The 23428-nt window shown below is 74.6% G+C and carries 19 protein-coding genes and 1 pseudogene; 5 read left to right on the forward strand and 15 right to left on the reverse strand.

Annotation, left to right across the window (positions count from 1 at the left end; all coding sequences use genetic code 11):
• Positions 1-34 precede the first annotated feature (34 nt).
• Positions 35-724 (reverse strand): TetR/AcrR family transcriptional regulator, encoded by a 690-nt coding sequence (locus ACFXPX_RS05905; protein WP_380639703.1) that lies wholly within the window; start codon positions 722-724, stop codon positions 35-37.
• 128 nt (positions 725-852) lie between these two features.
• Here ACFXPX_RS05905 and ACFXPX_RS05910 point away from each other — a divergent pair, with 128 nt between their 5' ends.
• Entirely contained in the window at positions 853-2301 is a 1449-nt protein-coding gene (locus tag ACFXPX_RS05910; protein WP_380639705.1) for an MDR family MFS transporter, read from the forward strand.
• Between the two features lie 50 nt (positions 2302-2351).
• The gene (gene mca / locus ACFXPX_RS05915; RefSeq protein WP_380639707.1) at positions 2352-3302 is read left to right on the forward strand and encodes a mycothiol conjugate amidase Mca; all 951 of its coding nucleotides are present in this window, start codon (positions 2352-2354) and stop codon (positions 3300-3302) included.
• Positions 3303-3322: 20 nt separating this feature from the next.
• On the opposite strand, the gene ACFXPX_RS05920 is transcribed toward mca, so the two are convergent.
• The 4 genes from ACFXPX_RS05920 to ACFXPX_RS05935 all read right to left on the reverse strand — a co-directional run bounded on the left by ACFXPX_RS05920 (position 3323) and on the right by ACFXPX_RS05935 (position 6699).
• The gene (locus ACFXPX_RS05920; protein WP_380587651.1) at positions 3323-4321 is read right to left on the reverse strand and encodes a YdcF family protein; all 999 of its coding nucleotides are present in this window, start codon (positions 4319-4321) and stop codon (positions 3323-3325) included.
• Positions 4322-4356: 35 nt separating this feature from the next.
• Positions 4357-5319, reverse strand: coding sequence for a prolyl aminopeptidase (pip, locus tag ACFXPX_RS05925; protein ID WP_380639710.1), 963 nt, complete (start codon positions 5317-5319; stop codon positions 4357-4359).
• A 160-nt stretch (positions 5320-5479) separates the two neighbouring features.
• A complete protein-coding gene (locus tag ACFXPX_RS05930; protein ID WP_380639712.1) occupies positions 5480-5929 on the reverse strand; it encodes a hypothetical protein in 450 nt (149 codons plus the stop codon).
• A 71-nt stretch (positions 5930-6000) separates the two neighbouring features.
• On the reverse strand, positions 6001-6699 hold the full coding sequence (locus ACFXPX_RS05935) for a TetR/AcrR family transcriptional regulator (RefSeq protein WP_380525528.1): 699 nt from the start codon (positions 6697-6699) through the stop codon (positions 6001-6003).
• A 125-nt stretch (positions 6700-6824) separates the two neighbouring features.
• On the opposite strand from ACFXPX_RS05935, the gene ACFXPX_RS05940 reads away from it, so the two are divergent.
• A complete protein-coding gene (locus ACFXPX_RS05940; protein ID WP_380525527.1) occupies positions 6825-8387 on the forward strand; it encodes an MFS transporter in 1563 nt (520 codons plus the stop codon).
• Between the two features lie 127 nt (positions 8388-8514).
• Here the strand turns inward: ACFXPX_RS05940 and ACFXPX_RS05945 are convergent, their stop codons facing one another.
• The 10 genes from ACFXPX_RS05945 to ACFXPX_RS05990 form a co-directional block, all read right to left on the reverse strand.
• Positions 8515-9456, reverse strand: coding sequence for a lysophospholipid acyltransferase family protein (locus tag ACFXPX_RS05945; protein ID WP_380639714.1), 942 nt, complete (start codon positions 9454-9456; stop codon positions 8515-8517).
• A complete protein-coding gene (locus tag ACFXPX_RS05950) occupies positions 9453-10289 on the reverse strand; it encodes a GNAT family N-acetyltransferase (RefSeq protein ID WP_380639716.1) in 837 nt (278 codons plus the stop codon). The genes ACFXPX_RS05945 and ACFXPX_RS05950 overlap by 4 nt, the downstream gene beginning before the upstream one ends.
• Before the next feature lie 327 nt (positions 10290-10616).
• Positions 10617-12011 carry a serine hydrolase domain-containing protein gene (locus ACFXPX_RS05955; RefSeq protein WP_380639718.1) on the reverse strand — a complete coding sequence of 465 codons (1395 nt, stop codon included), beginning with the start codon at positions 12009-12011 and terminating at the stop codon, positions 10617-10619.
• A gap of 123 nt (positions 12012-12134) precedes the next feature.
• Complete coding sequence (locus ACFXPX_RS05960; RefSeq protein ID WP_380525523.1) at positions 12135-13460, reverse strand: M1 family metallopeptidase; 1326 nt, start codon at positions 13458-13460, stop codon at positions 12135-12137.
• A 98-nt stretch (positions 13461-13558) separates the two neighbouring features.
• Positions 13559-17545: a Pls/PosA family non-ribosomal peptide synthetase gene (locus ACFXPX_RS05965; RefSeq protein ID WP_380639720.1), complete on the reverse strand. Its 3987-nt coding sequence runs from the start codon at positions 17543-17545 to the stop codon at positions 13559-13561.
• Positions 17546-17913: 368 nt separating this feature from the next.
• Positions 17914-18780 carry an NmrA family NAD(P)-binding protein gene (locus ACFXPX_RS05970; RefSeq protein ID WP_380525521.1) on the reverse strand — a complete coding sequence of 289 codons (867 nt, stop codon included), beginning with the start codon at positions 18778-18780 and terminating at the stop codon, positions 17914-17916.
• A complete protein-coding gene (locus ACFXPX_RS05975) occupies positions 18777-19292 on the reverse strand; it encodes a hypothetical protein (RefSeq protein ID WP_380525520.1) in 516 nt (171 codons plus the stop codon). The genes ACFXPX_RS05970 and ACFXPX_RS05975 overlap by 4 nt, the downstream gene beginning before the upstream one ends.
• Before the next feature lie 120 nt (positions 19293-19412).
• Positions 19413-19934, reverse strand: coding sequence for a MarR family winged helix-turn-helix transcriptional regulator (locus ACFXPX_RS05980; RefSeq protein ID WP_380527575.1), 522 nt, complete (start codon positions 19932-19934; stop codon positions 19413-19415).
• Between the two features lie 123 nt (positions 19935-20057).
• A complete protein-coding gene (locus ACFXPX_RS05985; RefSeq protein WP_380527578.1) occupies positions 20058-21047 on the reverse strand; it encodes a nucleotidyl transferase AbiEii/AbiGii toxin family protein in 990 nt (329 codons plus the stop codon).
• A 345-nt stretch (positions 21048-21392) separates the two neighbouring features.
• Positions 21393-21884: a YcxB family protein gene (locus tag ACFXPX_RS05990; RefSeq protein WP_380527579.1), complete on the reverse strand. Its 492-nt coding sequence runs from the start codon at positions 21882-21884 to the stop codon at positions 21393-21395.
• Between the two features lie 152 nt (positions 21885-22036).
• Between ACFXPX_RS05990 and ACFXPX_RS05995 the strand changes: the two are divergent.
• Both ACFXPX_RS05995 and ACFXPX_RS06000 read left to right on the forward strand, forming a co-directional pair.
• Positions 22037-22291, forward strand: a pseudogene (locus ACFXPX_RS05995) (alpha/beta hydrolase); the annotation flags it as partial.
• Positions 22292-22415: 124 nt separating this feature from the next.
• Positions 22416-23411: a hypothetical protein gene (locus ACFXPX_RS06000; protein WP_380587624.1), complete on the forward strand. Its 996-nt coding sequence runs from the start codon at positions 22416-22418 to the stop codon at positions 23409-23411.
• Positions 23412-23428: the final 17 nt, after the last annotated feature.

The following is a 23428-nucleotide window of genomic DNA, read 5'->3' on the forward strand; positions in this document are numbered from 1 at the left end:
TGACCCGTCGCAGCTCTGGCCGTCCTATCCCGGCTCACCCCCGCTTCTCCGCGGCGCTCCCGCCGACCTGGCCCTCCCGCGTCTCGCGGACGGCGTACGAGCCGAGGGTGCCCTCCAGTCGGTCAAAGGCCCGGACGGCCGAGGGGCGGACGGCGGCGGCGATGGCGGCGTGGTCCTCGCCGGCCAGTGTGCGGCGGAAGACCTCGGCGAGCACGGCCCGGTCGACGGCGGCGAGCAGGGCGGCGGCGACCCGGCTCTCGAAGTCGACGGGTATGGCGTGCACGGCCTCGGCGAGCGCCTCGGCGAGTGCGGTCTCGCTCAGTTCGTGCAGTTCGCGCAGTCGTGCGCCGAGGGCGGGGCTCTCAGCGACGGTCCGGGCGAAGTCCGGGCCGGAGAAGCCGAGTCGGGGGTCGTGGCGGTCGAGCCCGGCCAGGCAGTCGCGGCGCAGCGCGGCGAGGGCGGACTCGCCGGGAGCTCGCTCGGCGACGGTCCGGGCGAGCCGGCCGGCGAGCTCCTCGTGCATGTCGAAGAAGAGGTCCTCCTTGCGCGGGAAGTGGTTGGTGACGGTCATCTTGGCGACCCCGGCCGCGGTCGCCACCTCGGCGACGGTCGTGCGGTCGAAGCCGCGCTCGATGAAGAGCCTGGTCGCGGCGTGCGAGATCGCCTCGCGGGTGCGGCGCTTGTTGAGCTCGCGGAGGTTCGGGGCGGTCCCGGTGTCGGTCATGGCGGTGAGCCTAGCGCAGTTCGCTGGGTCCGTCACAGTAATTAGGCTTGACCTAATGGATGGGTCCGTCCTAAGTTCTTTCTCGGGCGGCCGGAGCGGCTGCCGAGGAACGAGCCTGGGGAGGGCGCATGACCGTCTCGGTCGCGAGGAAGAGCGGATTGGGGGCGGTCCGGTCGACGAGGCCGGAGCCGTTGCCGCCGGGCCTGATGAGGACGGGGGTGGTGCTCGCGCTGGGCCCGGTCCTGGCCCTGCTGGACACCACGATCGTGAACGTCGGCATCGATGCCGTCACCCGTGAGCTGCACAGCTCCGTGGCGGCGGTGCAGTGGGTGGCGACGGGCTACCTGCTGGCGATATCGCTGACCATGCCGCTCTCGGGCTGGGCCGCCGGCCGGTTCGGCGCCCGCCGGGCCTGGCTGGCCTCGGTGGTGCTGTTCGTGCTCGGGTCCGCACTGTGCGGCCTCGCCTGGTCGACGGGCAGCCTGATCGCCTTCCGGGTGCTGCAGGGCGTCGGCGGCGGGATGATCCAGCCGCTCGGGCAGGCGATCATGGTGCAGGCGGCCGGGCCCTCCCGGATCGGCCGGGTGATGGGCACGCTGCTGCTTCCGATCAGTCTTGCTCCCGTCCTGGGGCCGATCCTCGGCGGGCTGGTGCTGGAGCACCTGGACTGGCGCTGGATGTTCCTGCTCAACGTGCCGGTCGGGCTGGTGACGGTGCTGCTGGCGGCCCGCTGGCTCCCGGCCGCGGAGCGGTCCGAACTCCCGGCGCCCAGGCTGGACGTGACGGGCCTGGCGCTGCTGTCGCCCGGTCTGGCCGCCCTGGTCTACGGGCTCGCCACGATCGGCGGGGGCGGCGCGGCGGGCCGGGTGGCGGCCGCGGCGGGGGCGGTGCTGCTGGTGGCCTACGGGTGGCACGCGCTGCGGGTCGGGCGCGGTGCGGGCCGGGCCCCGCTGATCGACCTGCGGCTGTTCGCCCGGCGGGGCTTCGCGGTGGCGACGGCGAACAGCTTCCTGCAAGGGGCCGTGCTGTACAGCTCGATGTTCCTGGTGCCGCTCTACTACCAGCAGGTGGAGCACACCGGCGCCGTCGCGGCCGGGCTGCTGCTCGCGCCGCAGGCGCTCGGCACGGCGGTCACCTCGCTGCTCTCCGGCCGAATAGCCGACCGGGTCGCGCCGCGCCCGCTGATCCTGCTCGGCATCGGCTGCTCGCTGCTCGGCACCCTCGCCTTCACCCAGCTGGGGCGTGGCTCCGGCCCGGCGGACTGGCTGGTCGTCGGCTCGCTGGCGCTGCGCGGGGTGGGCATGGGCATCACCGTGATCCCCGGCATGGCGGCGGTGTACGGGAGCGTCGACAAGGCCCAGGTGCCCGCTGCCGCCGGCGCGGTGAACGTGCTCAACCGGCTCGGCGGAGCGCTCGGTACGGCGGTGCTGACGCTGGTTCTCCAGCGCGCACAGGCGGGGCAGCCGGGCCTTCCCGGCGCGGCCTTCGGCACGACCTTCTGGTGGGTGCTGGCCCTGTCCGCGCTCTCGATCGCGCCGGCCCTGCTCTACCCGGGCGCCGCCCGCAGGGCGGCCTGACCGAAGATCATTCCGCAGTTCCCTTCCGAACCACGACCTTGGAGGTACCCGTGTTCACCAAGCACCCCGGCGGCCTGCGTCTGCTCACCGTGCACGCCCACCCCGACGACGAGTCCAGCAAGGGGGCGGCCACCCTCGCCCGGTACGCCGCGGAGGGCGTGGACGTCCTGGTCGCCACCTTCACCGGAGGCGAGCGCGGGTCGGTGCTCAATCCGGAGCTGGACCGCCCGGAGGTCCGCGCCGACCTCACCCGGATCCGGCGCGAGGAGATGGCGGCCGCGCGCGACATCCTCGGCGTGCGGCAGCGGTTCCTCGGCTTCGTCGACTCCGGGATGCCGGGCCCGGACGAACCGCTGCCGGAGGGCTGCTTCGCCGCCCAGCCGGTGGAGGTCGCGGCGGCGCCGCTGGTCGGGCTGATCCGGGAGTTCCGTCCGCACGTCCTGATCACCTACGACGAGACCGGCGGGTACCCGCACCCGGACCACGTGATGACCCACCGGGCCGCCGTGGAGGCCTTCGAGGCCGCCGCCGATCCGAAGTGCCACCCGGAGGCCGGCGAACCCTGGCAGACGGCGAAGCTCTACTACCACCTGGCGCTCTCCCGGCCCTGGTTCCAGACGATCCACGACGCCATGACGGAGCGTGGCATCCCCTCGGCGATGGGCGAACTGCTCGCCGGGTGGCCCGATACCCCGCCCGCCCTCGCGACCACCACCCGGATCGCCTGTGCCGAGCAGTTCGCCGTCCGGGACGCGGCGATGCTGGCGCACGCCACCCAGGTCCAGCCCGGGGTGGCCTTCATGGCCCACTCGCGGGACGTCGAACGCGAGGTCTGGCCGACCGAGGACTACCACCTGGCGCGCAGCTTCGCGGCCGGTCCCGAAGGTGCCGTCGGGGTGGGCGGGGCCGGCCAGGCAGGCGCCGAGGGCGGGACGGGTGCGGTCGAGACCGACCTGTTCGCCGGGTTGCGGGTCGGTCGGAACGACGGGGAGGGGGAGTAGGGAAGCCGGGCAAGGGCCGCTCAGAGCGCGGCCAGCACCCCGCAGAGCGCGAGGAGGCCGCAGATGCCGAAGTTGACCAGCTTGTGCGAGAGGAAGACCGCCGCGAACTCGCGGATGGTCGCGCTCGGCCAGTAGTACCGGGCGGTGGGCGAGCCGAAGACGTGCCCGTTCACGCCGGTCCTGCGGGCGGTCAACGCGGCCCGGAAGGCGTGGAAGTTGTTGGTCACCACGACGCAGCGGTAGTCGGGCTTGGCCTGCTCCATGATGGCCCGGCTGAACAGCAGGTTCTCCTCGGTGGTGCGCGAGCGGTCCTCCCGCTCGATGTGCTCGGCGGGGAAGCCGCGTTCGACCAGGTAGTCGGCCATGGCGTGGGACTCCGGCAGCTTCTCGTCCGGGCCCTGGCCACCGGAGGTGATCAGCACCGGCGGGTTGCCGCGCGCTGCCTGGGCCTCGTACACCTCGCGGCCCCGGTTGAGCCGGCTGGCGAGCAGCGGCGGCACGCGTTCGCCGCCGATCAGCCCGGAGCCGAGGACGACCACGAAGTCGACGTCCCGGCGGGGCCGGTGGCGGCCGTACAGGAAGGCGTAGCCGACGAAGCAGACGAAGAGGAAGGAGATGTAGCCGACCACCAGGACGGCGGTCCCCGCCAGGATCGCGAGCCGCGGTGAGTGGGTGACGATGGCGGCGCCCAGCAGCGCGATCACGGCGATGATGCCGAGCCCGGCCAGCAGGGACAGCAGGTTGGCCGGACGGGTGCCCTCCTTGCGGATCATCGTCACGCCGTTGGAGAGCAGGAACCAGACCAGGGCCACCGTTCCGACGGTGGGCAGCAGGACGATCGCCACGGCCGCGAGCTCCGCCACCAGTGTGGGTGCTTTGCGGAGTTCGGCGAGCAGGGCGAGCGAGAGGAGCGAGACGGCGATGCCGAGCAGCACGGCGTTGCTGAACTGGCGTCGGTCGCGCAGTACCCCGATTCCGAACAGGAGGAAGAACAGCGCGGCTGGAGCGTAGGCGAGCATGGTTCGTATCGTAGGGGGAGGGTTGGAGAGGTGGATCAGGCGAAGCGGTCGACCGCCGCGCGGAGGGCCTCGGCCATCTTCGGACTGCCGGTGTGTCCGGCCTCGTCGATCACCGTCAGCTTCGCCTCCGGCCAGGCCTCGGCCAGGTGCCAGGCGGTGTCGAGAGGGCCGCCGAGGTCGAGCCGTCCGTGGATCAGTTCGCCCGGGATCCCGGCCAGCCGGCCGGCGTCGCGCAGCAGTTGGTCGTCCGGGAGGAAGGCCCGGTGCGAGAAGTAGTGCGCCGCGATCCGGGTGAAGGCCATCAGGGCGTCGGAGGGGCGGTCCGAGTAGGCGTTCGGCTTGCCGAGCACCTCGTGCGAGATCACCGCGTCCTCCCAGGCGGCCCAGGCGCGGGCGGCGGCCCGACGGGTGCCCTCCTCCGGGCTGTTGAGCAGTCGGCTGTAGGCGGAGAGGAGGTCGAACACGTCGCCGTCCTGGTCGGCGGCGGGCAGGAAGTCGCGGAACTCCGCCCACGGGCCCGGCAGGAAGCGGCCGACGCCCTGGTACAGCCACTCGGTCTCGGCCGGGCGGGTCGTGGTCACCCCGCAGAGCACGATCGCGGAGACCCGTTCCGGGTGGGCCTGCGCGTACGCCAGGATCAGGGTGGAGCCCCAGGAGCCGCCGTACAGGAGCCACTTGTCGATGCCCAGGTGCTCGCGCAGCTGCTCCAGGTCGGCGACCAGGTGGGCGGTGGTGTTGTGCTCCAGCCCGGTCGACGGGTCGGCGGCGTGCGGCAGGCTGCGTCCGCAGCCGCGCTGGTCGTACTGGACGACGCGGTAGCGCTGCGGGTCGAAGTACCGTCGGCTGCCCGGGCTGTGGCCCGACCCTGGCCCACCGTGCACCACCACGGCGGGCTTCCCGCCCGGGGCGCCGGAGGTGTTCCAGTGGATCCGCTGCCCGTCGCCGACGTCCAACAGGCCCTGTGCGTGGGGTTCGTCGTGCTGGTACGGCTCGGACACCGGGGACTCCTCCGTGGACGTTCGGACGGGGCGCCGGGCGAGCCTACCCGCTGTCGGGCGGGGCGGAGTCCGAAATTCGGAGCCCGGGATTCGGAACCCGGTACTCGGGGCCCGGTGTCCGGCGTCCGGTGTTCAGCGTCCGGAATCCAGCGTCCGGCGTTCAGAGTCCGATGTTCAGTCCGAAGGCGGTGTCGAAGGAGGCGTAGCCGACGCAGAGGATCAGCCAGAGGCCGAGCGCGCCCGCGATCCCGGTGGTGATCCGGCCGAGCCGGGTGCGCTGTTCCTTCGGCCGGCGCCGGTGGCGGATGCCGTGGACGAGACCGCACAGGCCCGCCGCGGCGAGCGCGTAGGCGGCGGCCGGGCTGGTCCGGTGGAGCGTCTGGGCGAGGAAGAACGCGCCCGCCAGGGAACCCGTGGTGAGTGCGAGGAGCAGCACGCCGCCGACGGTTTCGAGGACGAACTCGCCGAGGCAGCCGGCCGAGTCGCGGGCCAGGCCGGTCGCGAGGCCGGTGGCCAGCCCGACCTGACCGCCTGGGACGGGGGTCGGGTCCCCGGGCTGGTGCCCGCCCGGCTCCGCCCCCGGCTCCTGTGCTGCCTGCTCCCCGGTCATGCCCCGCCCGCTCCTTTGCCCACCCTTTACCTGGTGGGTAGCGTAGCGGATCCTCGTGGCGGCGCCGCAGGTCAGCGGTGGTCCGGCGGCAGCAGGGCGGCCAGTCCGTCGAGGATGCGCTCGACGCAGAACTCGAACCGGACGTCGAGGTTCGGCTCGGTGAGGTCGGTGGCGAGTGCGACCAGGTTGGGGAAGTCCTCGACGGGCAGTGCGCGGAAGCGTTCCCGGACCTCGGTGACGACGTCCAGCCGGCTGGCGCCCTGGGCCTCGGCGGCCGACAGCGGCGACTGCTCCTGGAGGACGAAGCCCTGGACGAAGGAGCTCAGCAGGTAGGTGGTCAGGGCGGCGTGGGTGTCGGAGAACCCGGCCTCGCGCAGGCGGTCCAGCTGGTCGTCCAGCAGGCCGAGCATGTGCGGTCCCGGTGCGAGGCGTCCGGCCATGACCTTGGCGGCGTCGCGGTTCTCGTGCAGCAGCCGACGGTAGTTCCAGCAGTATCCGCGCATCTGGACCCGCCAGCCGCCTTCGCGGGGCGGAGGCTCGGCCGAGGCGATGATCGCGTCGTTGAGCAGGTCGAGCAGCTCGTCCTTGTTGCGGACGTGCCAGTACAGCGAGGCGGCCTTGACGCCGACCTCGGCGGCGACCTTGCGCATGGACAGTCCGGCCAGGCCGTCCCGTTCCAGCACGCGGAGCGCCGCCTGGGCGAGGGCTTCCCTGGTCAGGGCGGGGGGCGTGGCGTGGTGCGCCGGTGTGGCGCTGTCGTTCTCCGGCACGGCTGTGCGGACACCTCCGGGTGCGGCTGCGGAATCCCGTTTCCAATCTAACACCGTTAGGGGCACTCTGTGGGCACCGGACTCGCCCCTAACGGTGTTAGGGGCTCAGGCGTGGGAGGGAACCCATGGAAGGAACGAGCGCCCGCCGCAAGCGGCTCGCGCTACTGACGCTCTGCGTGGCCATGTTCATGGCCATGCTGGACAACGTCGTCGTCAACGTCGCCCTGCCCCGCATCGGGCAGGACCTGGACGCCGGGATCAGCGGCCTCCAGTGGGTCGCCGAGGGCTACAGCCTGGTCTATGCCGCCCTCGTGCTGACCGGCGGCGCCGTGGGCGACCGCTACGGCCGCACCCGGATGTTCGTGCTGGGGCTGGGCCTGTTCACGGCGGGCTCCGCGCTGGCCGCGCTCGCCGGGACGATCGAGGTGCTGGTCGGCGGCCGGATGGTCCAGGGCGTGGGCGCCGCGCTGCTCACCCCGGGCAGCCTCACCCTGCTGGGCCACGTGTTCACCGACGAGCGCGAGCGCACCAGGGCCATCGGCCTCTGGTCGGGGGTGTCCGCACTGGGCCTGTCGATCGGCCCGGTGATCGGCGGCCCCATGGTCGAACACCTCGGCTGGGCCAGCGTGTTCTGGATCAACGTGCCGATCGGCGTGGTCGGCGTGGTGCTCGCCGCCAAGGTCCTCCCGGGCATCCCGCCACGGGCCCGGCGGATCGACTTCGGGGGCTTCGCGCTCTCCGCGGCGGGCCTCGGGCTGCTGGTGTACGCCCTGATCGAGGGGCCGTCACGGGGTTGGAGCGACTCCCTCGTGGTCGGCTGCGGTGCCGCCGCGCTCGCCCTGCTGGTCGCCTTCCTGCTGCTCGAACTGCGCCTGGCCGAGCCGATGCTGGAGCTGCGGCTGTTCCGGGACAGTGCGCTGAACGGAGCGCTGCTGAGCGGCTTCATGGTCAGCTTCGGGATGTTCGGGGCGCTGTTCTTCCTGCCGCTGATGATGCAGGGCGTGCTCGGCTGGTCCCCCTCCGGCGCGGCCTACGGCGGGCTGCCGATGACCGCCATGCTGGTGGTGGCGGGCCCGCTGTCCGGCCGGCTGGCGGCCCGGTACGGCCCCCGGCTGCCGATGGTGCTCGGGCTCGCGCTCTGCGCGGTCGGCCTCGGCGGGCTGTCGCTGTACGGCGACCACGCCCACTACGTCGAGTACCTCTGGACTCTGTTCACGCTGGGCTTCGGGATGGGCCTGACCTTCACCCCGATCTCGATCGCGGTGCTCCGGCGGGTCGCTCCGGCCCGGACCGGGATGGCCTCGGCGACCGTCAACACCCTGCGTGAACTCGGCGGCGTGCTCGGGATCGCGGTGCTCGGCGCCGTCCTGACCAACCGGATGACGGACGAGCTGACCTCGGCCCTGCACCGGCTCGGTGTCCCGCCGGGGGCGGTGGGGCCGATCGCGGACGCGCCCACCGGTGCCGCGCACGGCGGTGGCGGCCCGGCCGGAGCGCTGCCCGCGCCGGTCCAGCAGGCGGTGGACGGCGCCTTCGTCGACGGCATCCACCTCGCACTGCGCTGCGGATCGGCCGCACTGGCCGTCACCGCCGTGCTGGTCGCGGTGCTGCTGGGCCGGGCCCGCCCGATCGCCCAGGCCGACCCCGGCGCAGCGCAGGCTGAGGAGCTGGCCGGGGCGAACCGGTAGCCCCGGTCGGCCGGGCCCCGGCCGAGCAACGCCCGGTCGAGCAACGCCCGGTCGAGCAACGCCCTGGTCGAGCGGTGCCTCGGTCGGGTGCTGCCGGACAGTTCTGACGCGCCCGGGCCCCACCGGTTCAGCGGATCCCCTCCACCGCGGCCTGGGCCGCCCGGGCCAGCTCCCGCCGGGCCCCCGCCCGGGTGGGCTGCGGTCCGGGCGGCGGGATCGGCGGCAGGAAGGTGACCTCGGCGACCAGCCCCCGCACCGCGACCACCCGGGCGAGCGAGGTGAGCAGCCCGTCGTCGCCGATGAAGGCGGGCGCGCTGGTCGGCCGCCCGTCCGCGAGCCGGTAGCGGATCGTCACCGGCTGGACGAAGGCGCCGGCCTCCACCGCGGCCTGGAACAGGGCGGGCCGGAAGCGCCCGCTCTCCCGCCCGCACCAGGTCGACCCCTCCGGGAAGACGATCACCGGGTGTCCGGAGCGCAGCACCTCGGTCACCGCCGCCACGGTGTCCGGGAGCGTGCGCAGCCGGTCGCGGTCCAGGAACACGGTGCCGCCCCAGGCGACCAGGGGCCCGAGCACCGGCCACCGCCGGACCTCGGTCTTGGCCAGCGACCGCCCCGGTCGACCGGCCGCGAGCAGCGGGATGTCCAGCCAGGAGACGTGGTTGGCGACCACCAGCGCCCCGTCGGCGCCGACCGCCCGGCCGTCCCGGCTCCGGGCGGAACCGCTCCGGAGGAAGCCGCCCGCTCCGGTCCGCCCGTCGGCCCCGTCCGTCCCGGTCCGCCCGTCCGCCCCGTCCGTCCCGCTCCGCCCGGCTGCCCCGGGCGCCCGGGCCGTGCCGAGGTGCACGGTCACCCCGAGGGAGCGCAGCACCACCCGCGCCCAGAGCCGGATCATCCGGTCCCGGGCGCCGTACGGCAGCAGCCGCACCGGCAGGGTGAGCAGCACGCCGACCGCCACCGCCACCAGGCAGGCGGTCAGCCGCAGCACGCGCCGGGGGTGCGAGACCTCCGGTGCGCGCTCGCCCAGGCAGGTCTCCGGCCGGCAGGGCGCGGTCGGCAGCCAGACGCTCATGACGACCTGCCCGGGGCGGTCGTTCCGGACAGGAAGTGCCGCAGGTAGCGCGGGTCGGTGCGCTCCAGCGACAGCAGGACGTACAGGTCGGCGCAGTCGAAGTCCGGGTCGTGGGCGGGCTCGCCGCAGACCCAGGCGCCGAGCCGCAGGTAGCCGCGGAGCAGGGCGGGCAGGGCGCCGCGCTCGGCGCGCGGCACGCCGGTGGCGTCCCAGCGGCGGTGCGGGGTGACCCGGTACTCCGCCGGGGCCAGGTACTTGGCGCTGACGGTGTCCCAGACCCGGGCCCCGGTGGCGCCGCCGTCCGCCAGGTCGATGGAGCAGCAGCCGCCGACCCAGGTGTTGCCGGTGTCGGCGAGGTAGCGGGCGATGCCGCCCCACATCAGGTTGATGACGGCGCCGTTGCCCCGGTGCTCGGGGCTGATGCAGGAGCGGCCGAGCTCGACCAAGCCGGGCCGGACGGGGGCCAGCGCGGAGAGGTCGAACTCGCCGTCGGAGTACAGCCGTCCGGCCCGGCGGGCGGCTTCGGGGCGGAGCAGCCGGTAGGTACCGACGACGGGCCCGTCCTCGCCCTCGCGGACCAGCAGGTGGTCGCAGTACTCGTCGAAGGGGTCGACGTCGAGTCCGGCGACGGGGCTGTGCAGGACGGCGCCGAGCTCGGCGGCGAAGACCTGGTGGCGCAGCCGCTGGGCGGCGCGCACGTCGTCCTCGTCGCGGGCGAGGGAGACGGTGTAGGCGGTCGGCGCCGGGGCCGGCCGGGTGCGGGGCGCGGGGACCGCCGTGGTGTCGTGGGTGGGGGCGACTGCGGACGGAGCGTACGTGGGGACGGTGGTCATGGCGGACCCTCCAGGGCAGCACGATCGGCGGTGCCGTGGATCGCCAGGGCACCGTCCCGGCCCGCTGGGGTCGTGCATCGGGCGCGGACCGGTCCCCGTATGTGTCTCCAAGCCGGTTGGCATTCACGTTGCGGGCCGGAGGAGCGCAGATGTGCACCTGTTGAATGGGACCACCCAGGGCGGGCCTTGGCCTGTCGGTCATCTGCCCGGCACCGGGCGGTCGTTCGTCCGGGGTGGACAACGGGGGCGCGCACCTGATGCGTACGCGCCCCCAGGGGCCGCCCCCAGCCGGTGCGCCGAGGGTCTGTCCCAGGGCCACCCCGAGGGTCAGAAGGCCCGCCAGCCCGCCGGGTCGACGCCGCCCGGGACGGCGTCGGCCGGCCCGTACGGTTCGCGGGTGTAGACGAAGGAGCCGACGTCCAGGTGGCTGACGGTGCCGTCGGGGTGCCGGACCACCCGCAGGGTCTCGCCCGCGTAGTAGCGGTCGAGGCCCAGCCAGGTGCCGTCCGGCTGCGGCCGGAAGCGGGAGCCCCGGCCCGCGCCGGTCAGCGGGGTCAGTTCCAGGACGCCCTCGGCGCGCAGCCGCAGGGCGTTGGGCGCGGCGCCCCAGTACCAGGGCCCGGTGAGGGCCAGCAGCTCCTCGTCGACCTCGGGCAGCGGACGCCAGGCCTCGGGCAGCCGGGGTTCGTGGGCGGCCGTGATGCCGATCAGCTCGGCGGTCAGCCGGCCGGTGCCGGCACCGGTGGCGTTGGACAGCGCGAAGGCGGCCAGGCCGTCCTCGGGGCTGATCCACAGGCAGGCCGTGAAGCCGGGCATCGAGCCGGTGTGCCCGTACAGCACCCGGCCCTCGTGGCGGGACAGTTGCACGCCGAGGCCGTAGGCGGAGGTCCACTCGGCGTCCTCCGGGCCGACTTCGGGGCGGCGCATCTCGGCGAGGGTGTCGGCCTTGAGCACCTCGTCGTCGCCGGCCGAGAGGAAGGCGGCCCAGCGGGCCAGGTCGACACCGGTGGACCAGAGTTGACCGGCGGGCGCCATCAGCCCGGTGTCGGTGAGGGGTTCGGGGAGCATGACGTCGGCCCACGGGTGGACGGCGAAGCCCCCGGCGTGCGGGTGCTCGGGCAGCAGGGTGGTGCGGTCCATGCCGAGCGGGTTCAGCACCTCGCGGCGCAGCACCTCGCCCCAGGGCTCGCCGCGCAGCCGCTCGACCAGGGCGCCGAGCAGCGCGTAGCCGGGGTTGGAGTAGTGGTGGCGGCGCCCGGCCGGGTGCTTGAGCGGGCCGGACTCCTCCAGCAGGCCGCCGAGTTCGGGCCGCAGGCCGCCGTCGGTCCGCTCCCACCACGGCCCGGGCGTCTCGGCGGCGAGCCCGCCGGAGTGGGCGAGCAACTGGGCGACGGTGAGGTCGTCGGCCGGGGTGCCGGGCAGGTGGCGGCCGAGCGGGTCGGCGAGGTCGAGCAGGCCCTCGTCGCGCAGCCGCAGCACCAGTACCGCGGCGAAGGTCTTGGTGAGCGAGCCGATCCGGTACTGGACGTCCAGGTCCGGTGCGTGCCCCTCGATCATGCTGCGGGCACCGGTCCACACCAGTCGGCCGTCCCGCACCACGCCCGCCACCATCGAGGGCGTGCGGCCCTCGGCCTGGGCGACGGCGGTGCGGTGCAGCAGGGCGCGGGCGGTGGTGGGCAACAGCGGGTCGGGCAGGTCGGGGAGATGATCACTGTTCGGCATGCCCGGACAGTAGCCCAGCCGGCCCGGGAACCCTGTTGAATATCCGCTCGGTCCGGCCCTACCCGCTCAGCCAGGCCTACCTGCTCGGCCCGGCCTACCCGCTCGGCCAGGCCGACTACCCGCTCAGCCCGGCAGCGGCGGCAGCTCCGGCCGCTCCAGCCACGCCTCGAACAGCGGGCCGAGCGGGGCCGTGGTGTACCGGGAGGCGTGCGCGAGGAGGTCGCCGGTGGTGACCACGCCGTGCCGGTTGACGCCGGCCCAGTCCCGCAGCATCGCGAAGAACGCGTCCTCGCCGAGTGCCCGCCGCAGCGCGTGCACCACCAGGCCGCCGCGCTGGTACAGCCGGTCGTCGAACATCAGCCGGCGGCCCGGGTCGCCGAGCCGGAGGTCCTGCGGCAGCCCGGCCAGCAGCCGGTGCGCGGCGGCGGCGTGCACGGCCGCGGCCGGGCCCCCGGCGTGCTCGGACCAGAGCCACTCCGCGTACTTGGCGAAACCCTCGTTCAGCCAGATGTACCGCCAGTCGGCGATCGTGACGCTGTTGCCGAACCACTGGTGGGCCAGCTCGTGGGCGATCAGCCGCTCACGCTCCCAGCCGCCGCCGAGGTGGTTGGTGCCGAAGGTGGCCACGCCCTGCGCCTCCACCGGGACGTCCAGTTCCTCGTCCGCGACCACCACCGCGTACTCGCCGAACGGGTACGGCCCGAAGACCTCGGCGAAGTGGGCCATCATCGCGGGCTGCCGGGCGAAGTCCCGGGTGAAGTCCCCGACCAGCCGTTCCGGCACGTACCCGGTCTGCGGCACCGACGGCCGGGCGGCCAGCGGCACCGCCCGGTAGTGCCCGATCGAGACCGTCACCAGGTACGGCGAGGTCGGCGCGCTCTGCTCGTACACCCAGGTGGTGCTGGACGCCCGGGTGGTCCGGGTGAGCAGCCGTCCGCCGCTCAGCACCGTGAACGGGGACGGCGTGGTGACCGCCACCTGGTACGTCGCCTTGTCCGCGGGCCGGTCGTTGCACGGGAACCAGGACGGCGCGCCGACCGGCTGGCTGGCCACCAGCGCACCCTCGGTCAGCTCCTCCCAGCCCAGGCCGCCCCACGGGCTGCGCACCGGGCGGGGGTTGCCGGTGTAGTGCACCTCGACGGTGAACGCCGCACCCGCCGTGAGCGCCTTCGCCGGGCGGATCCGCAGTTTGCCGCCGCGGTGGGTGTAGCGGGCGGCCTTGCCGTCCACCAGCACCCGGCCGATCCGGAACTCGGCCAGGTCGAGCGCGAACTCGGCCAGGGCCGCGTCCGCGACCGCGCTCAGCCGGGCCGAGGCGGCCAGCCGGTTGGGCCCGGGCCGGTAGTCCAGCGCGAGTTCGTAGCGGTGCACCCGGTAGCGGTGGTCGCCGCTGGCGGGGAAGTACGGGTCCGGACCGGCGGCGGTCGGCGGGGCGTGCTTGGGCTTCACGGGGGCGGGCGCTTCCTGCGGGCCGGGACGGGTGGGGGTGGTCGTACCAGCGGTCGTACCGGCGGTGGTACCAGCGGTCGTACCAGGGGGAGGGGTGGTCACGACGTGGTCTGCCACGCCTCGATGGGGTTGCCCAGCCACCGCGTGTCCGCGGGGACGGACTCGGCCCGCATCACCAGCGAGGCCGGGCCCAGCGTGCTGCGCTCGCCCACCGTGCTGCCGGGCAGCACGATCCCGCCCGGGCCCAGGGTGGCGCCCTCGCGGAGGACCACAGTATCCATCCGCATGATCCGGTCGTGGAAGAGGTGGGTCTGCACCACGCAGCCCCGGTTCACGCTGACCCCGTCGCCGAGGGTGACCAGGTCCGCCTCCGGCAGCCAGTAGCTCTCGCACCACACGCCGTGCCCGACCTTGGCGCCGAGCGCGCGCAGCCACAGGTTCAGCACCGGGGTGCCCGGCACCGCGCCGACCAGCCAGGGCACCGCCAGCACCTCGACGAAGGTGTCGGCGAGCTCGTTGCGCCACACGAAGCCGCTCCACAGCGGGTGCTCCACCGCCCGGAACCGGCCGACCAGCAGCCACTTCGCGGCCACCGCCACCAGGCAGGCCACCCCGCCCGCCGCCAGCAGCAGCAGGCCGGACAGCAGCGCCGCCGTCAGCGGGGAGCCGTCCGCCAGCCAGGACAGCGCCGCCACGGTCAGCAGGCCCAGCGCCCCCGAGGCGAGCACCGGCAGCAGCCGGGCCAGCTCGACCAGCCCGCGCGCCCAGCGCAGCCGGGTCGGCGGCTCGTAGGTCAGGCTCTGGTCCGCCCGGTCGGCCGCGCGCGGCAGCCGCACCGGCGGCATGCCCAGGTAGGAGCTGCCCTTCTTCGCCTTCGCCGGCGTCGCCGACAGCACGCCCACCAGGCCCCGCTTGGGCACCGAGCGGCCCGGCGCGGTCATCCCCGAGTTGCCGAGGAAGGCCCGGTCGCCGACCTTCGCCTCGCCCAGGCGCATCCAGCCGCCGCCCAGCTCGTACGGGGCGATCAGGGTGTCGTCGGCCAGGAACGCGCCGTCCCCGACCGTGGTCAGGCTGGGCAGCGCCAGCACCGTGGACACCTCGGCACCCCGGCCGACCCGCATCCCCAGCGCCCGCAGCCACAGCGGGGTGACCAGTCCGGCGTACAGCGGGAAGAGCACCTCGCGGGCCCGGTCCATCAGCTGGCTGACCGTCCACGCCTGCCAGCTGACCCGGCCGTGCAGCGGGTGCACCCCGGGCACCAGGCCGGTGCTCAGCACCCGGACCAGCACCACCAGCTGCGCCGCGTACAGCGCGCCGTACGCCAGGGTGGCGGGCAGCAGGCCGAGCAGGGCGCCGCCGAGCGCCGGGCCGAGGCCCGCGCCCTGCTCGACGAACCGGGAGAGCACGGCGAGGGCGGCCGCGGCGGGCAGGACCGGCAGCAGGCCGAGCAGGGCGTCGCCGGCGCCGTACAGCGCGGCCCAGACGGGCCGGCGCACGGGAGTCCCCGCCGGCCAGGACCACTCGGCCCGGCCCAGCTTGACGGCGGGCGCGCCGCCCCAGCGCTGGCCGGTCGGCACCTGGCCGGTGACGCTGGAACCGGGCAGCACCTGGGCGCGCTTGCCGACCCGGGCACCGGGCAGCAGCGTCGAACGGGTGCCGACCACCGCGTCGGCGCCGACCTTGATCTGGCCGACCTCCAGCCGGTCGCCGTCCAGCCAGTGACCGGACAGGTCGACCTCGGCCTCGACGGCGCAGCCCCGGCCCAGCTTGAGCATCCCGGTCACCGGCGGCAGCGAGTGGAGGTCCACCTCCTTCGCGACCTTGGCACCCAGCACCCGGGCGTAGGGGACCAGCCAGGCGCCGGACAGCGCGCTCGCGCCGCTCAGCTCGACGAGCCGCTCGGCCGCCCACAGCCGCAGGTGCACGGCGCCGCCGCGCGGGTAGCTGCCGGGACGCAGCCCGCGCAGCAGCAGCCGGGCTCCGCCGGCCCCGATCGCCAGCCGGCCCGGCGAGCTGTACAGCAGCAGCGCGCCCGCACCGACCGCCCACCAGGAGGCGGTGGGCGCCCACGGGTAGTCGCCGACGTGCGCGAGCAGGTTCCCGGCGGCCAGCAGGGCGACCGTCCAGCGCAGGCCGACCACGGTGAACAGCGGGACCAGCAGGAGCAGCTGGAGCAGCTTGGCCCTGGTCGGCACCAGGGTGACGGTACGGGTCTCGCCGTCGGCGGTGGCCGTGCGCTCCAGGTGGCGGGCGAGCTTGCGCAGTGTCGGGTGCTGGTAGATGTCCAGCACCGCGGCGTTCGGGTAGCGGGTGCGCAGCAGGGTGGTCAGCCGGGCGGCGGCCAGGCTGCCGCCGCCGATGGCGAAGAAGTCGTCCCGGGCCCCGGCCACCTGCACGCCGAGGATCTCCGACCACTGCTCGGCCAGCCAGGCCTCGGTGCCGTACAGCCGCTCGCCCGGCCCGGCGGCCTCCAGCTCGGGCAGCGGCCAGGGCAGGGCGTTGCGGTCGACCTTGCCGGAGGTGCGGGTGGGCAGGGTCTCCACCGGGGCGAGCAGCGGCACCAGGGCGGCGGGCAGTTCGGCGCGCAGCCGCTCCACGGCCTGCTCGCGGTCGAAGCCGTCCTGGACCACCAGGTAGCCGACCAGCAGCTGGTTGCCGCCGCGCGCGGTCCGTACGGCCGCGGCCGCGCCGGCCACGCCGGGCAGTGCCTGCAGCGCGGCGTCCACCTCGCCGAGCTCGATCCGGCGCCCGCCGAGCTTGATCTGCTCGTCGGTGCGGCCGAGGAACAGCAGGCCGGCCGGGTCGGCCTGGACCAGGTCGCCGCTGCGGTAGGCGCGTTCCCAGCCCAGCGAGGGCAGCGGGGCGTACTTCTCGGCGTCCTTCTCCGGGTCGAGGTAGCGGGCCAGGCCGACCCCGCCGATCACCAGCTGCCCGGTGCCGCCGGGCGCGACCGGCTCCCCGGCCTCGTCGACCACGGCGAGGTCCCAGCCGTCCAGCGGCAGGCCGATCCGGACCGGGCCGTCACCGGTCAGCAGGGCGGCGCAGGCGACCACGGTGGCCTCGGTCGGGCCGTAGGTGTTCCACACCTCGCGGCCCTCGGTGACCAGGCGCTGCACCAGCTCGGGCGGGCAGGCCTCGCCGCCGAAGATCAGCAGCCGGACCTCGTTGAGCGCCTCCGCGGGCCACAGCGCCGCCAGGGTCGGGACGGTGGAGACCACGGTGATCTCCTGCTCGGCCAGCCACGGGCCCAGGTCGGCGCCGCTGCGCACCTGGGAGCGCGGGACGGGCACCAGGCAGGCGCCGTGCCGCCAGGCCAGCCACATCTCCTCGCAGGAGGCGTCGAAGGCGACCGACAGGCCGGCCATCACCCGGTCGCCGGGGCCGATCGGCTCCTCCTGGAGGAAGAGCGCGGCCTCGGCGTCGACGAAGGCGGCGGCGTTGCGGTGGGTGACCGCGACGCCCTTGGGCCTGCCGGTCGAGCCGGAGGTGAAGATGATCCAGGCGTCGTCGGCGGGGGAGGGGCGGCGCCCCGGGGCGGGCGGGCGCTCCGCGCTGCTGCTCAGGGCGCGCTCGGCGGTGCCGGTCAGGGCGCGCTCGGCGCCGAGCACGGCGGCGACGGCGGCCTCGCCGAAGACCAGCTGGGCGCGCTCGTCCGGGTCCTCGGCGTCCACCGGGACGTAGGCGGCGCCGGCCGCGAGCACGGCGAGGATCGAGACGTACAGGTCGTTGGTGCCGGAGGGCACCCGGACGCCGACCCGGTCGCCCGGGCCGATCCCGGCGGCGGCCAGGCGGCGGCGCAGCTGCTCCACCTCGGCGGCCAGGGCCCGGTAGCTGAGCACGGTGCGCCCGTCGTCGAGGGCCGGCTCGTCGGGGTGGGCGCGCACGGTGGCGTCCAGGACGTCGACCAGGGTGCGCGGGGCGGCGGCCGGGCGGCCGGGGAACAGGGCCCTGGGCGGCGCGGCGGGGGTCGGGGCGGAGTCCGTCCCCGGCTCCGTCCCCGGCCCCGTCCTGGGCCCTGGCGCGGGCTGCGGCGCGGGCCGCGGCGGCGTGGCGTTCTGCTTCGGGTGGCTCGGTTCAGCGGTCATGGCAGCCCGTGCGCTCCTCTGTCCTCGCCCCGTTCCTACCGATGTCCGGCCCCTGGGGCGGCGGGATCACCTGTTCGACGGGTGACCCCGCTCCGGGGCCGGAACGGACAACCCGACCGATGGTAGCCCCGGGGCGGCGAACCGGCAGTGGGCAGCAGAAGGGTCAACTTCGCCTTGAACGACCAAATCTGACGTTCCATCAGCTGACAACTGATGCCCGTTCGTGTCGATGTGACGATTCGTCAGTCGAATTGACGGATCGTCAGGTCGATTTTCCGATCGTGACCCATGCCACAGGAAATGCTGCTCCGTTCGGGTGGCGGGCCGGGCCCGGCGGGCCGGATCCGGCCCGCCAGGGGGTCGGACGGTCAGCGGAAGAGGTGCAGGTGCTCGCTGAGGAAGGCCGCCAGGCTGCGCGGGGAGCGTCCGGTCAGGCGGATGAAGGTGTCGTCCGGCACCTCCTTGCGGACCACCGCGAGCTGCTGGATCTCCACCACGTGGGCGGCCAGCCAGTCCGGCATCCCGGCCCGGCCGACCAGGTGGGCGTGCAGCTCGCCGGGCGCCAGGTCGAGGTAGCGGACCGGCCGGCCCAGCAGCTCGCCCAGCAGTGCGGCGAGTTCCGGGTAGCTGTAGGCGCGCCCGCCGGTGAGCGGGTAGCTGCCGCCGGCCAGCTCCGGGCGGGTCAGGACCTCCGCCGCGGCGTCGCCGATGTCCCGGACGTCCACGTAGTTGCACCGGGCCTGCCCCATCGCGCCGTGCAGCACCCCGCCGGCCGCCACGCCGGGTGCCAGCAGCAGCAGCTTCTGCAGGAAGGCGTACGGCCGCAGGACGGTCGTGGTGACGCGCAGCGACCGCAGGTGCTCCTCGACCAGGTGGTGGCCCCGGGAGACGGCGACCGGGGAGTCCGGTTCGGCGGCGGGGGCGGACACCTTGACGATGTGCTCCACGCCGCAGTCGACGGCCGCCTCGATCGCGGCCAGTTCGTACTGCACCTGGCGCGGGCCGTTGGCCATGGTGAGGAACAGCTGGTGCGCGCCCTGGAACGCCCGGCGCAGCGAGGCCGGGTCGGCGGCGTCGGCCGGGAGGGTGGTGGTCCGGGCGAGGGTGTGGTCGTCCAGCGTGGCGGCCAGCCGGGCGGGGTCGCGGCTGAGGGCGCGGGTCGGTGCGCCCAGGGCGGCCAGGCTGCGCAGGGTGGCACCGCCGGTGGCGCCTCCGGCGCCCATGATGACGATCATGATGTCTGCCTTTCGGGTCGGGGGGTGGTCGTGTTGCCGGAGAGTCGGTGCTGCGGTTCCCGGGTGGGCCGGCTGCCGCGCCAGCGCCAGGTGGTGATGGTCCCGGCGATCGCCGAGGAGACCGGCAGGTCGACCGGAAGCCGCCGCAGCCAGGGGCTGTCGGCGAGCGCCGGCAGGTGCGGGAGGTGCGGCAGGTGTGGGAGCCAGCGCGCGGCGGCCAGGCCGGCGGCGAGGCCGAGTGCGGCGGCGAACAGCCCGGAGGCGGCGGCCGCGAGTGCCCGGGGTGTCCGGGGTGGCGCGGGCCGGGCCGGACGGCGGCGGAGCGCGGCGCCGAGCGCGGCGGCCACCAGGGCGGAGGTGCCGCCGATGGTGGTGAAGGCGGCGACGACCAGCTGGGGCTGCCGGGTGACGGCCCCACCGATCGCGGCGCTGACGGCGGGCATCGCGTAGGAGGTCAGCACCTCCCGCCACAGGATGAAGGGCGGGGGTGCCCCGGGGGCCTTCTTGCTCACGGTTGCTCCTCGATGAATGTGGTGAGGTGCCTAAGTATTTGTACTTAGGTACCTAACTATTACGGTGAAGAGAAGGCGGGCCGCTCGGCGGCCCGCCTCGGGCTCGGGTGGTGCGGGGCGTCAGTCCTCGGTGAGGGCGTCGATGCCCGAGACGACCCGGGCCAGCAGGTCCAGGAAGGTCGCGCGCTCCTCGACGCTGAGGCCGCCGACCAGCGACTGCATCCGGGCGAAGTGCTCGGGCGCGAGTTCGCGCAGCCGGTCGGCGCCGCGCGCGGTCAGGATCACCACGTTGCCGCGGCCGTCCTCGGTCGACGGCCGGCGGACCACCAGCCCCTCCCGCTCCAGCCCGTCGACCAGGCCGGTCACGGTCGCCCGGGAGACCCCGAGGGTCGCCGCGAGCTGGGACGGCGACTTCTCGCCGCCGTGGTCCTCCAGGTCCGCCAGCAGCCGGTACCGGCCGGTCGAGAGGCCGAACCGCCCGAAGTGGACCTCCCCGGCCTGCCCGATCCGTGCCCCCGCCGCCATCAGCCGGGCCGCGACCAGGATCGCCTGCGGATCGGCCGACAGGCCGTAGCGGGCGATCTGCCGACGGGCCTGCTCGATGCTGGGGGCGGCGGGGCCGGTCTCGGGGTGCTGCGTCATGAAAGTAATATGGCGCCTCATCAGTTCCTGGTCAAGCCGCCCCGGTCACCCGTGCCCGGGAGGCAGGCCGGGCGACGGCACGCTACGGCCCCTCCGGGCGGTCGGTGCCCGGTCAGTGTCCGGTCAGGGCCCGGTCAGGGCTCGGCGCAGGCGGGTCAGCCAGTCCTGGGCCGCGCCCCGGACCCAGGGGTGCTGTGCCCGGAAGTCGTCCCAGGCCCCGGGTGGGAGGGAGAGGGTGTCCAGGTGCGGGGTGGTCGCGCTCGCCGAGGTGCCGGGTCCGTGGCGGAACACCCGGTGCAGCAGCTGCGGGGAGGGGCCGGAGCCGGCGGCCTCCGCGAGCAGGACGGCGTCGTAGAGGTCCTTGGGCTTGGCGCGGCCCTCCGCAGCGGAGTCGGCGTGCAGCCACAACAACTTCCAGGCGAGCGACAGCTCGCGGCTCGCGGTCCGCACGGGCGTCGGCGCGGCGCCGTCGCCCCGGGGGACGGCCGTCCACACGGGGGCCTCGGGCAACTGCTCGTCGCGGGCGAAGTCCAGTCGCACCTCGCCGGGCGGGAGGCCGTCGGCCCGCCAGGGGATGACCAGGCGGATGCCAGGGGTGTCGTACTCCGAGTAGGTCCAGTCGCCGTCGAGCCGGGCGGCGGCCGGGTCGAGGGTCAGCCCCGGGGCGGCCGTCGGCTGCTCGCGTACCAGGTCGAGCAGGGCCCGGTGGGGTGGGTCGGCCTCCGGCTCCGCCGCGTTGATCCAGTGCAGTCCTTCGGGTGCGACCACGGGTCGCAGGCCGGGTGTGTCGAACTCCTCGAAGGCCCAGATCTCGTACCGGGCGGCACCGTCGGCGGCTTCCGGCCACTGCTGGACGGTTGCCGGTTCCGCCACGTACGGGTACGGGTGCCCGGGATCGACGGGGATCAGCGGCGGCGGCGGGACGATCCAGTCGAGGTCGGCGGGCTCCCGTGCGTCGTCCCCCACCCAGGCCGGCATCACCATGCTTCCGCGCAGCACCAGGGTGTCCCCCAGGGGGGAGGCGGCGACCAGGGCGAGGAGGTGGTCGAGGGCGGCCCGGTGGGCTCGACGGTGCCCGGCGTGGTGCTCGAAGTCCCCCGTGAAACCCTTCATTTCCGCCGCTCCGCGCCTGCTCGTCCGTCCGGTCGTCGGTGGCCGACTGTAGCGGCGGGCACCGACAGCGTCCGGGCCGGCCGGGACCGCGGGGACGGGGAGGCCCGCGGTCCCGGCCGTGGGAGGCACCGGCCGACGTGGGGGCGTGGGCCGGTCTGCCCAGCAGCTCCGCAAGGGGGTGGTGGGGCTGCTGTGACCCGGAATGCTAGACCGGCCCGGGCTCCGTGAACAGACCTTTGACCTGCGAACTTTCGGCCGCGGACATGCCAGCGGGTCGGTGGTTCGCCGCCGGCGCGAGGCCGACCACGCCGAGCGCTGGGGCGCTCGACCGCCGTGCGGCCGGGGTCAGGAAGAGCGCCGCGGCGGGCGGTAGTTGGGCCTGGACCGCAACACCCTCAGCAGTTCGCCGAGTTCGTAGGGGTGGAACTCGCTCTTCGGTACGGCCACCGGGAGTTCACCGCGGGCGTAGAGGTACAGGTGGTCCCGGTCGTCCGTGATCCGGGTGAAGCGCGACCAGGAGAACGGCTGCCGGAAGTTCCCCGTCGTGAAGGCGCAGCCGCTGTCCTTGAAGGTGATGGTCAGCGGGCCGGGGTACTCCGCCCGGTGGCGGGCGACGCCGAGCCTGGTGACGAACGACTGCCAGAAGGCGAGCAGCGGCGCGACCACCACCAGCACCACGCCGAGCGCCGGCTGGCCACCTGTCACCAACAGGACGATGCCGCAGGCCACGAGCACCGCGCAGCAGGCCCGGACCACCGCGAAGCGGCGCCGGTACGCCCGCCGCACCCCGCGGTACTCCTCCTCGGCCGTCAGCTCGTAGCTGACGTGGATGCTCACAGTCCGCCCCCGGTGGTTCGTCCACTGCCCCGTCGTCCCGGCATCCTGCCAGGAGCGGCGGCGGCCGCCAAGTGCTGCGGTCCGCAGGGGCGTTCGGCGCTCAAGGACGGGCGGGATCCCCGGGGTCGGACACGGCGGCGGCGAAGCGGGCGGCCAGAGGCGTGGTCCGGCTGACGGACCGACGCCGCTACCTGGTCCCGGTCGTGGTGGTCTGCCCGGAGTTCACCCCGTGGCAGGCCCGGGTGCGGATCGCCGCGGGTGAGGCCCCGGGACTCGCCCGGGCCGAGCACGTCGACTTCGTCGACATCGACTCCGGCCACAGGCCACTGGCCACTGGCCACTGGCCCATGGTCACCAGGCCCGCCGAACTCGTTCACCTCCTCGACGACATGACGCCCCGGGGCTGACCCTGCACGCGCTCCGGCTGCGGAACCGGGTCGGTGCCCCGTAGTCGGGATCACCCCACCCGCGGGGCGCGTTCTGCGGCAGGATGTCGGCGTCGTCCCGCCCCGAGCTCAGGAGCGCCCCTCCATGCGCCGTGCTTCCATGGCCGCCTCCGCCGTCACCTCCGCTTGCGTCGCTGCGGCTCTGGCGGCCGTCCCGACGTTGTCCGGCTGCTCCTCGTCGGTGGTGGATCGGGACCGCAGCGCGGACGTCGGACTCGTCCTGTGTGCATCCGAAGGCGCCGATCCCGCCCTGGGCGGTCGGATGCGAACGGAGCGGTGCGCGATATCGGTCGACAACCGTTCTCCCCGCATGCTGGCGTACACGATCGACCTCGCCTGCACCAGCACCGAGCGCCACGCCTTCGACGCCGGCCGCATGCTCTACTACGTGCCGCCCGGCCGGCACACCATCGCCGGTGCCGGGATTCTGGACAGCGTCACCGACCGTGATCTGACCTGTCACATCGGTTCGGCGAGCGCCCAGGAGCTGACTCCGGAGGACGGCAGGCCGGAGCCGGCGGAGTCCCCCGACGGCGTGCTGGCGGCCGCGCTGGCGGGGCAGGGAACCGGCGGTGGTCCCGGCCATGTCGGTGCGGGGGCGTCGTCGGCGGCGGCCGGCGGGGCGTCGGCCGCCGCGCGGGCCGGGGACCCTGCCGCGGCATCGGCGTCCGCGGCTGCCTCCGCTTCGGCCGCGGCGTCGGCCGCTGTCTCGGCGTCAGCCTCGGCTGCGGCAGAAGCCTCGGCTGCTGCCGCCAGGACGGCGGCAGCGCAGCGGAAGGCGTTCGCCCAGGCCTACACGGTCGGCGACTACAGCGTCAGGATGAGCGCGGCGAACCCCGTCAACACCACGACCGTCGACCTCCTCCTCGATGTGACCTCGCACGATCCGAACACCGGGCTCGCCAGGCAGTTCGGACTCGTCGTCACGCTGCTGAACGTGGACGGCTCCGTGAACGCCGAGGGCACGGTGTGCGCCGAACTGTTGGGCGGCGACTCCCAGCGGCTCGAATTCAGCCCTGGCAGGGGAACGCCGGACTGGACGACAGCGCACGTCACCCGTAGTCCCACTGTGCCCTGCTGATCGTCCGGACTGACGGC

The organism is Kitasatospora sp. NPDC059146, assembly GCF_042786665.1.
Taxonomy (GTDB): domain Bacteria; phylum Actinomycetota; class Actinomycetes; order Streptomycetales; family Streptomycetaceae; genus Kitasatospora.

What these genes read in the sequence shown, in the direction of transcription:
- ACFXPX_RS05905 (WP_380639703.1), bottom strand. Translation starts at nt 724, where the DNA reads ATGACCGACACCGGGACCGCCCCGAACCTCCGCGAGCTCAACAAGCGC.
- ACFXPX_RS05910 (WP_380639705.1), top strand. Translation starts at nt 853, where the DNA reads ATGACCGTCTCGGTCGCGAGGAAGAGCGGATTGGGGGCGGTCCGGTCG.
- ACFXPX_RS05920 (WP_380587651.1), bottom strand. Translation starts at nt 4,321, where the DNA reads ATGCTCGCCTACGCTCCAGCCGCGCTGTTCTTCCTCCTGTTCGGAATC.
- ACFXPX_RS05930 (WP_380639712.1), bottom strand. Translation starts at nt 5,929, where the DNA reads ATGACCGGGGAGCAGGCAGCACAGGAGCCGGGGGCGGAGCCGGGCGGG.
- ACFXPX_RS05940 (WP_380525527.1), top strand. Translation starts at nt 6,825, where the DNA reads ATGGAAGGAACGAGCGCCCGCCGCAAGCGGCTCGCGCTACTGACGCTC.
- ACFXPX_RS05945 (WP_380639714.1), bottom strand. Translation starts at nt 9,456, where the DNA reads ATGAGCGTCTGGCTGCCGACCGCGCCCTGCCGGCCGGAGACCTGCCTG.
- ACFXPX_RS05950 (WP_380639716.1), bottom strand. Translation starts at nt 10,289, where the DNA reads ATGACCACCGTCCCCACGTACGCTCCGTCCGCAGTCGCCCCCACCCAC.
- ACFXPX_RS05955 (WP_380639718.1), bottom strand. Translation starts at nt 12,011, where the DNA reads ATGCCGAACAGTGATCATCTCCCCGACCTGCCCGACCCGCTGTTGCCC.
- ACFXPX_RS05965 (WP_380639720.1), bottom strand. Translation starts at nt 17,545, where the DNA reads ATGACCGCTGAACCGAGCCACCCGAAGCAGAACGCCACGCCGCCGCGG.
- ACFXPX_RS05970 (WP_380525521.1), bottom strand. Translation starts at nt 18,780, where the DNA reads ATGATCGTCATCATGGGCGCCGGAGGCGCCACCGGCGGTGCCACCCTG.
- ACFXPX_RS05980 (WP_380527575.1), bottom strand. Translation starts at nt 19,934, where the DNA reads ATGACGCAGCACCCCGAGACCGGCCCCGCCGCCCCCAGCATCGAGCAG.
- ACFXPX_RS05985 (WP_380527578.1), bottom strand. Translation starts at nt 21,047, where the DNA reads ATGAAGGGTTTCACGGGGGACTTCGAGCACCACGCCGGGCACCGTCGA.
- ACFXPX_RS06000 (WP_380587624.1), top strand. Translation starts at nt 22,416, where the DNA reads ATGCGCCGTGCTTCCATGGCCGCCTCCGCCGTCACCTCCGCTTGCGTC.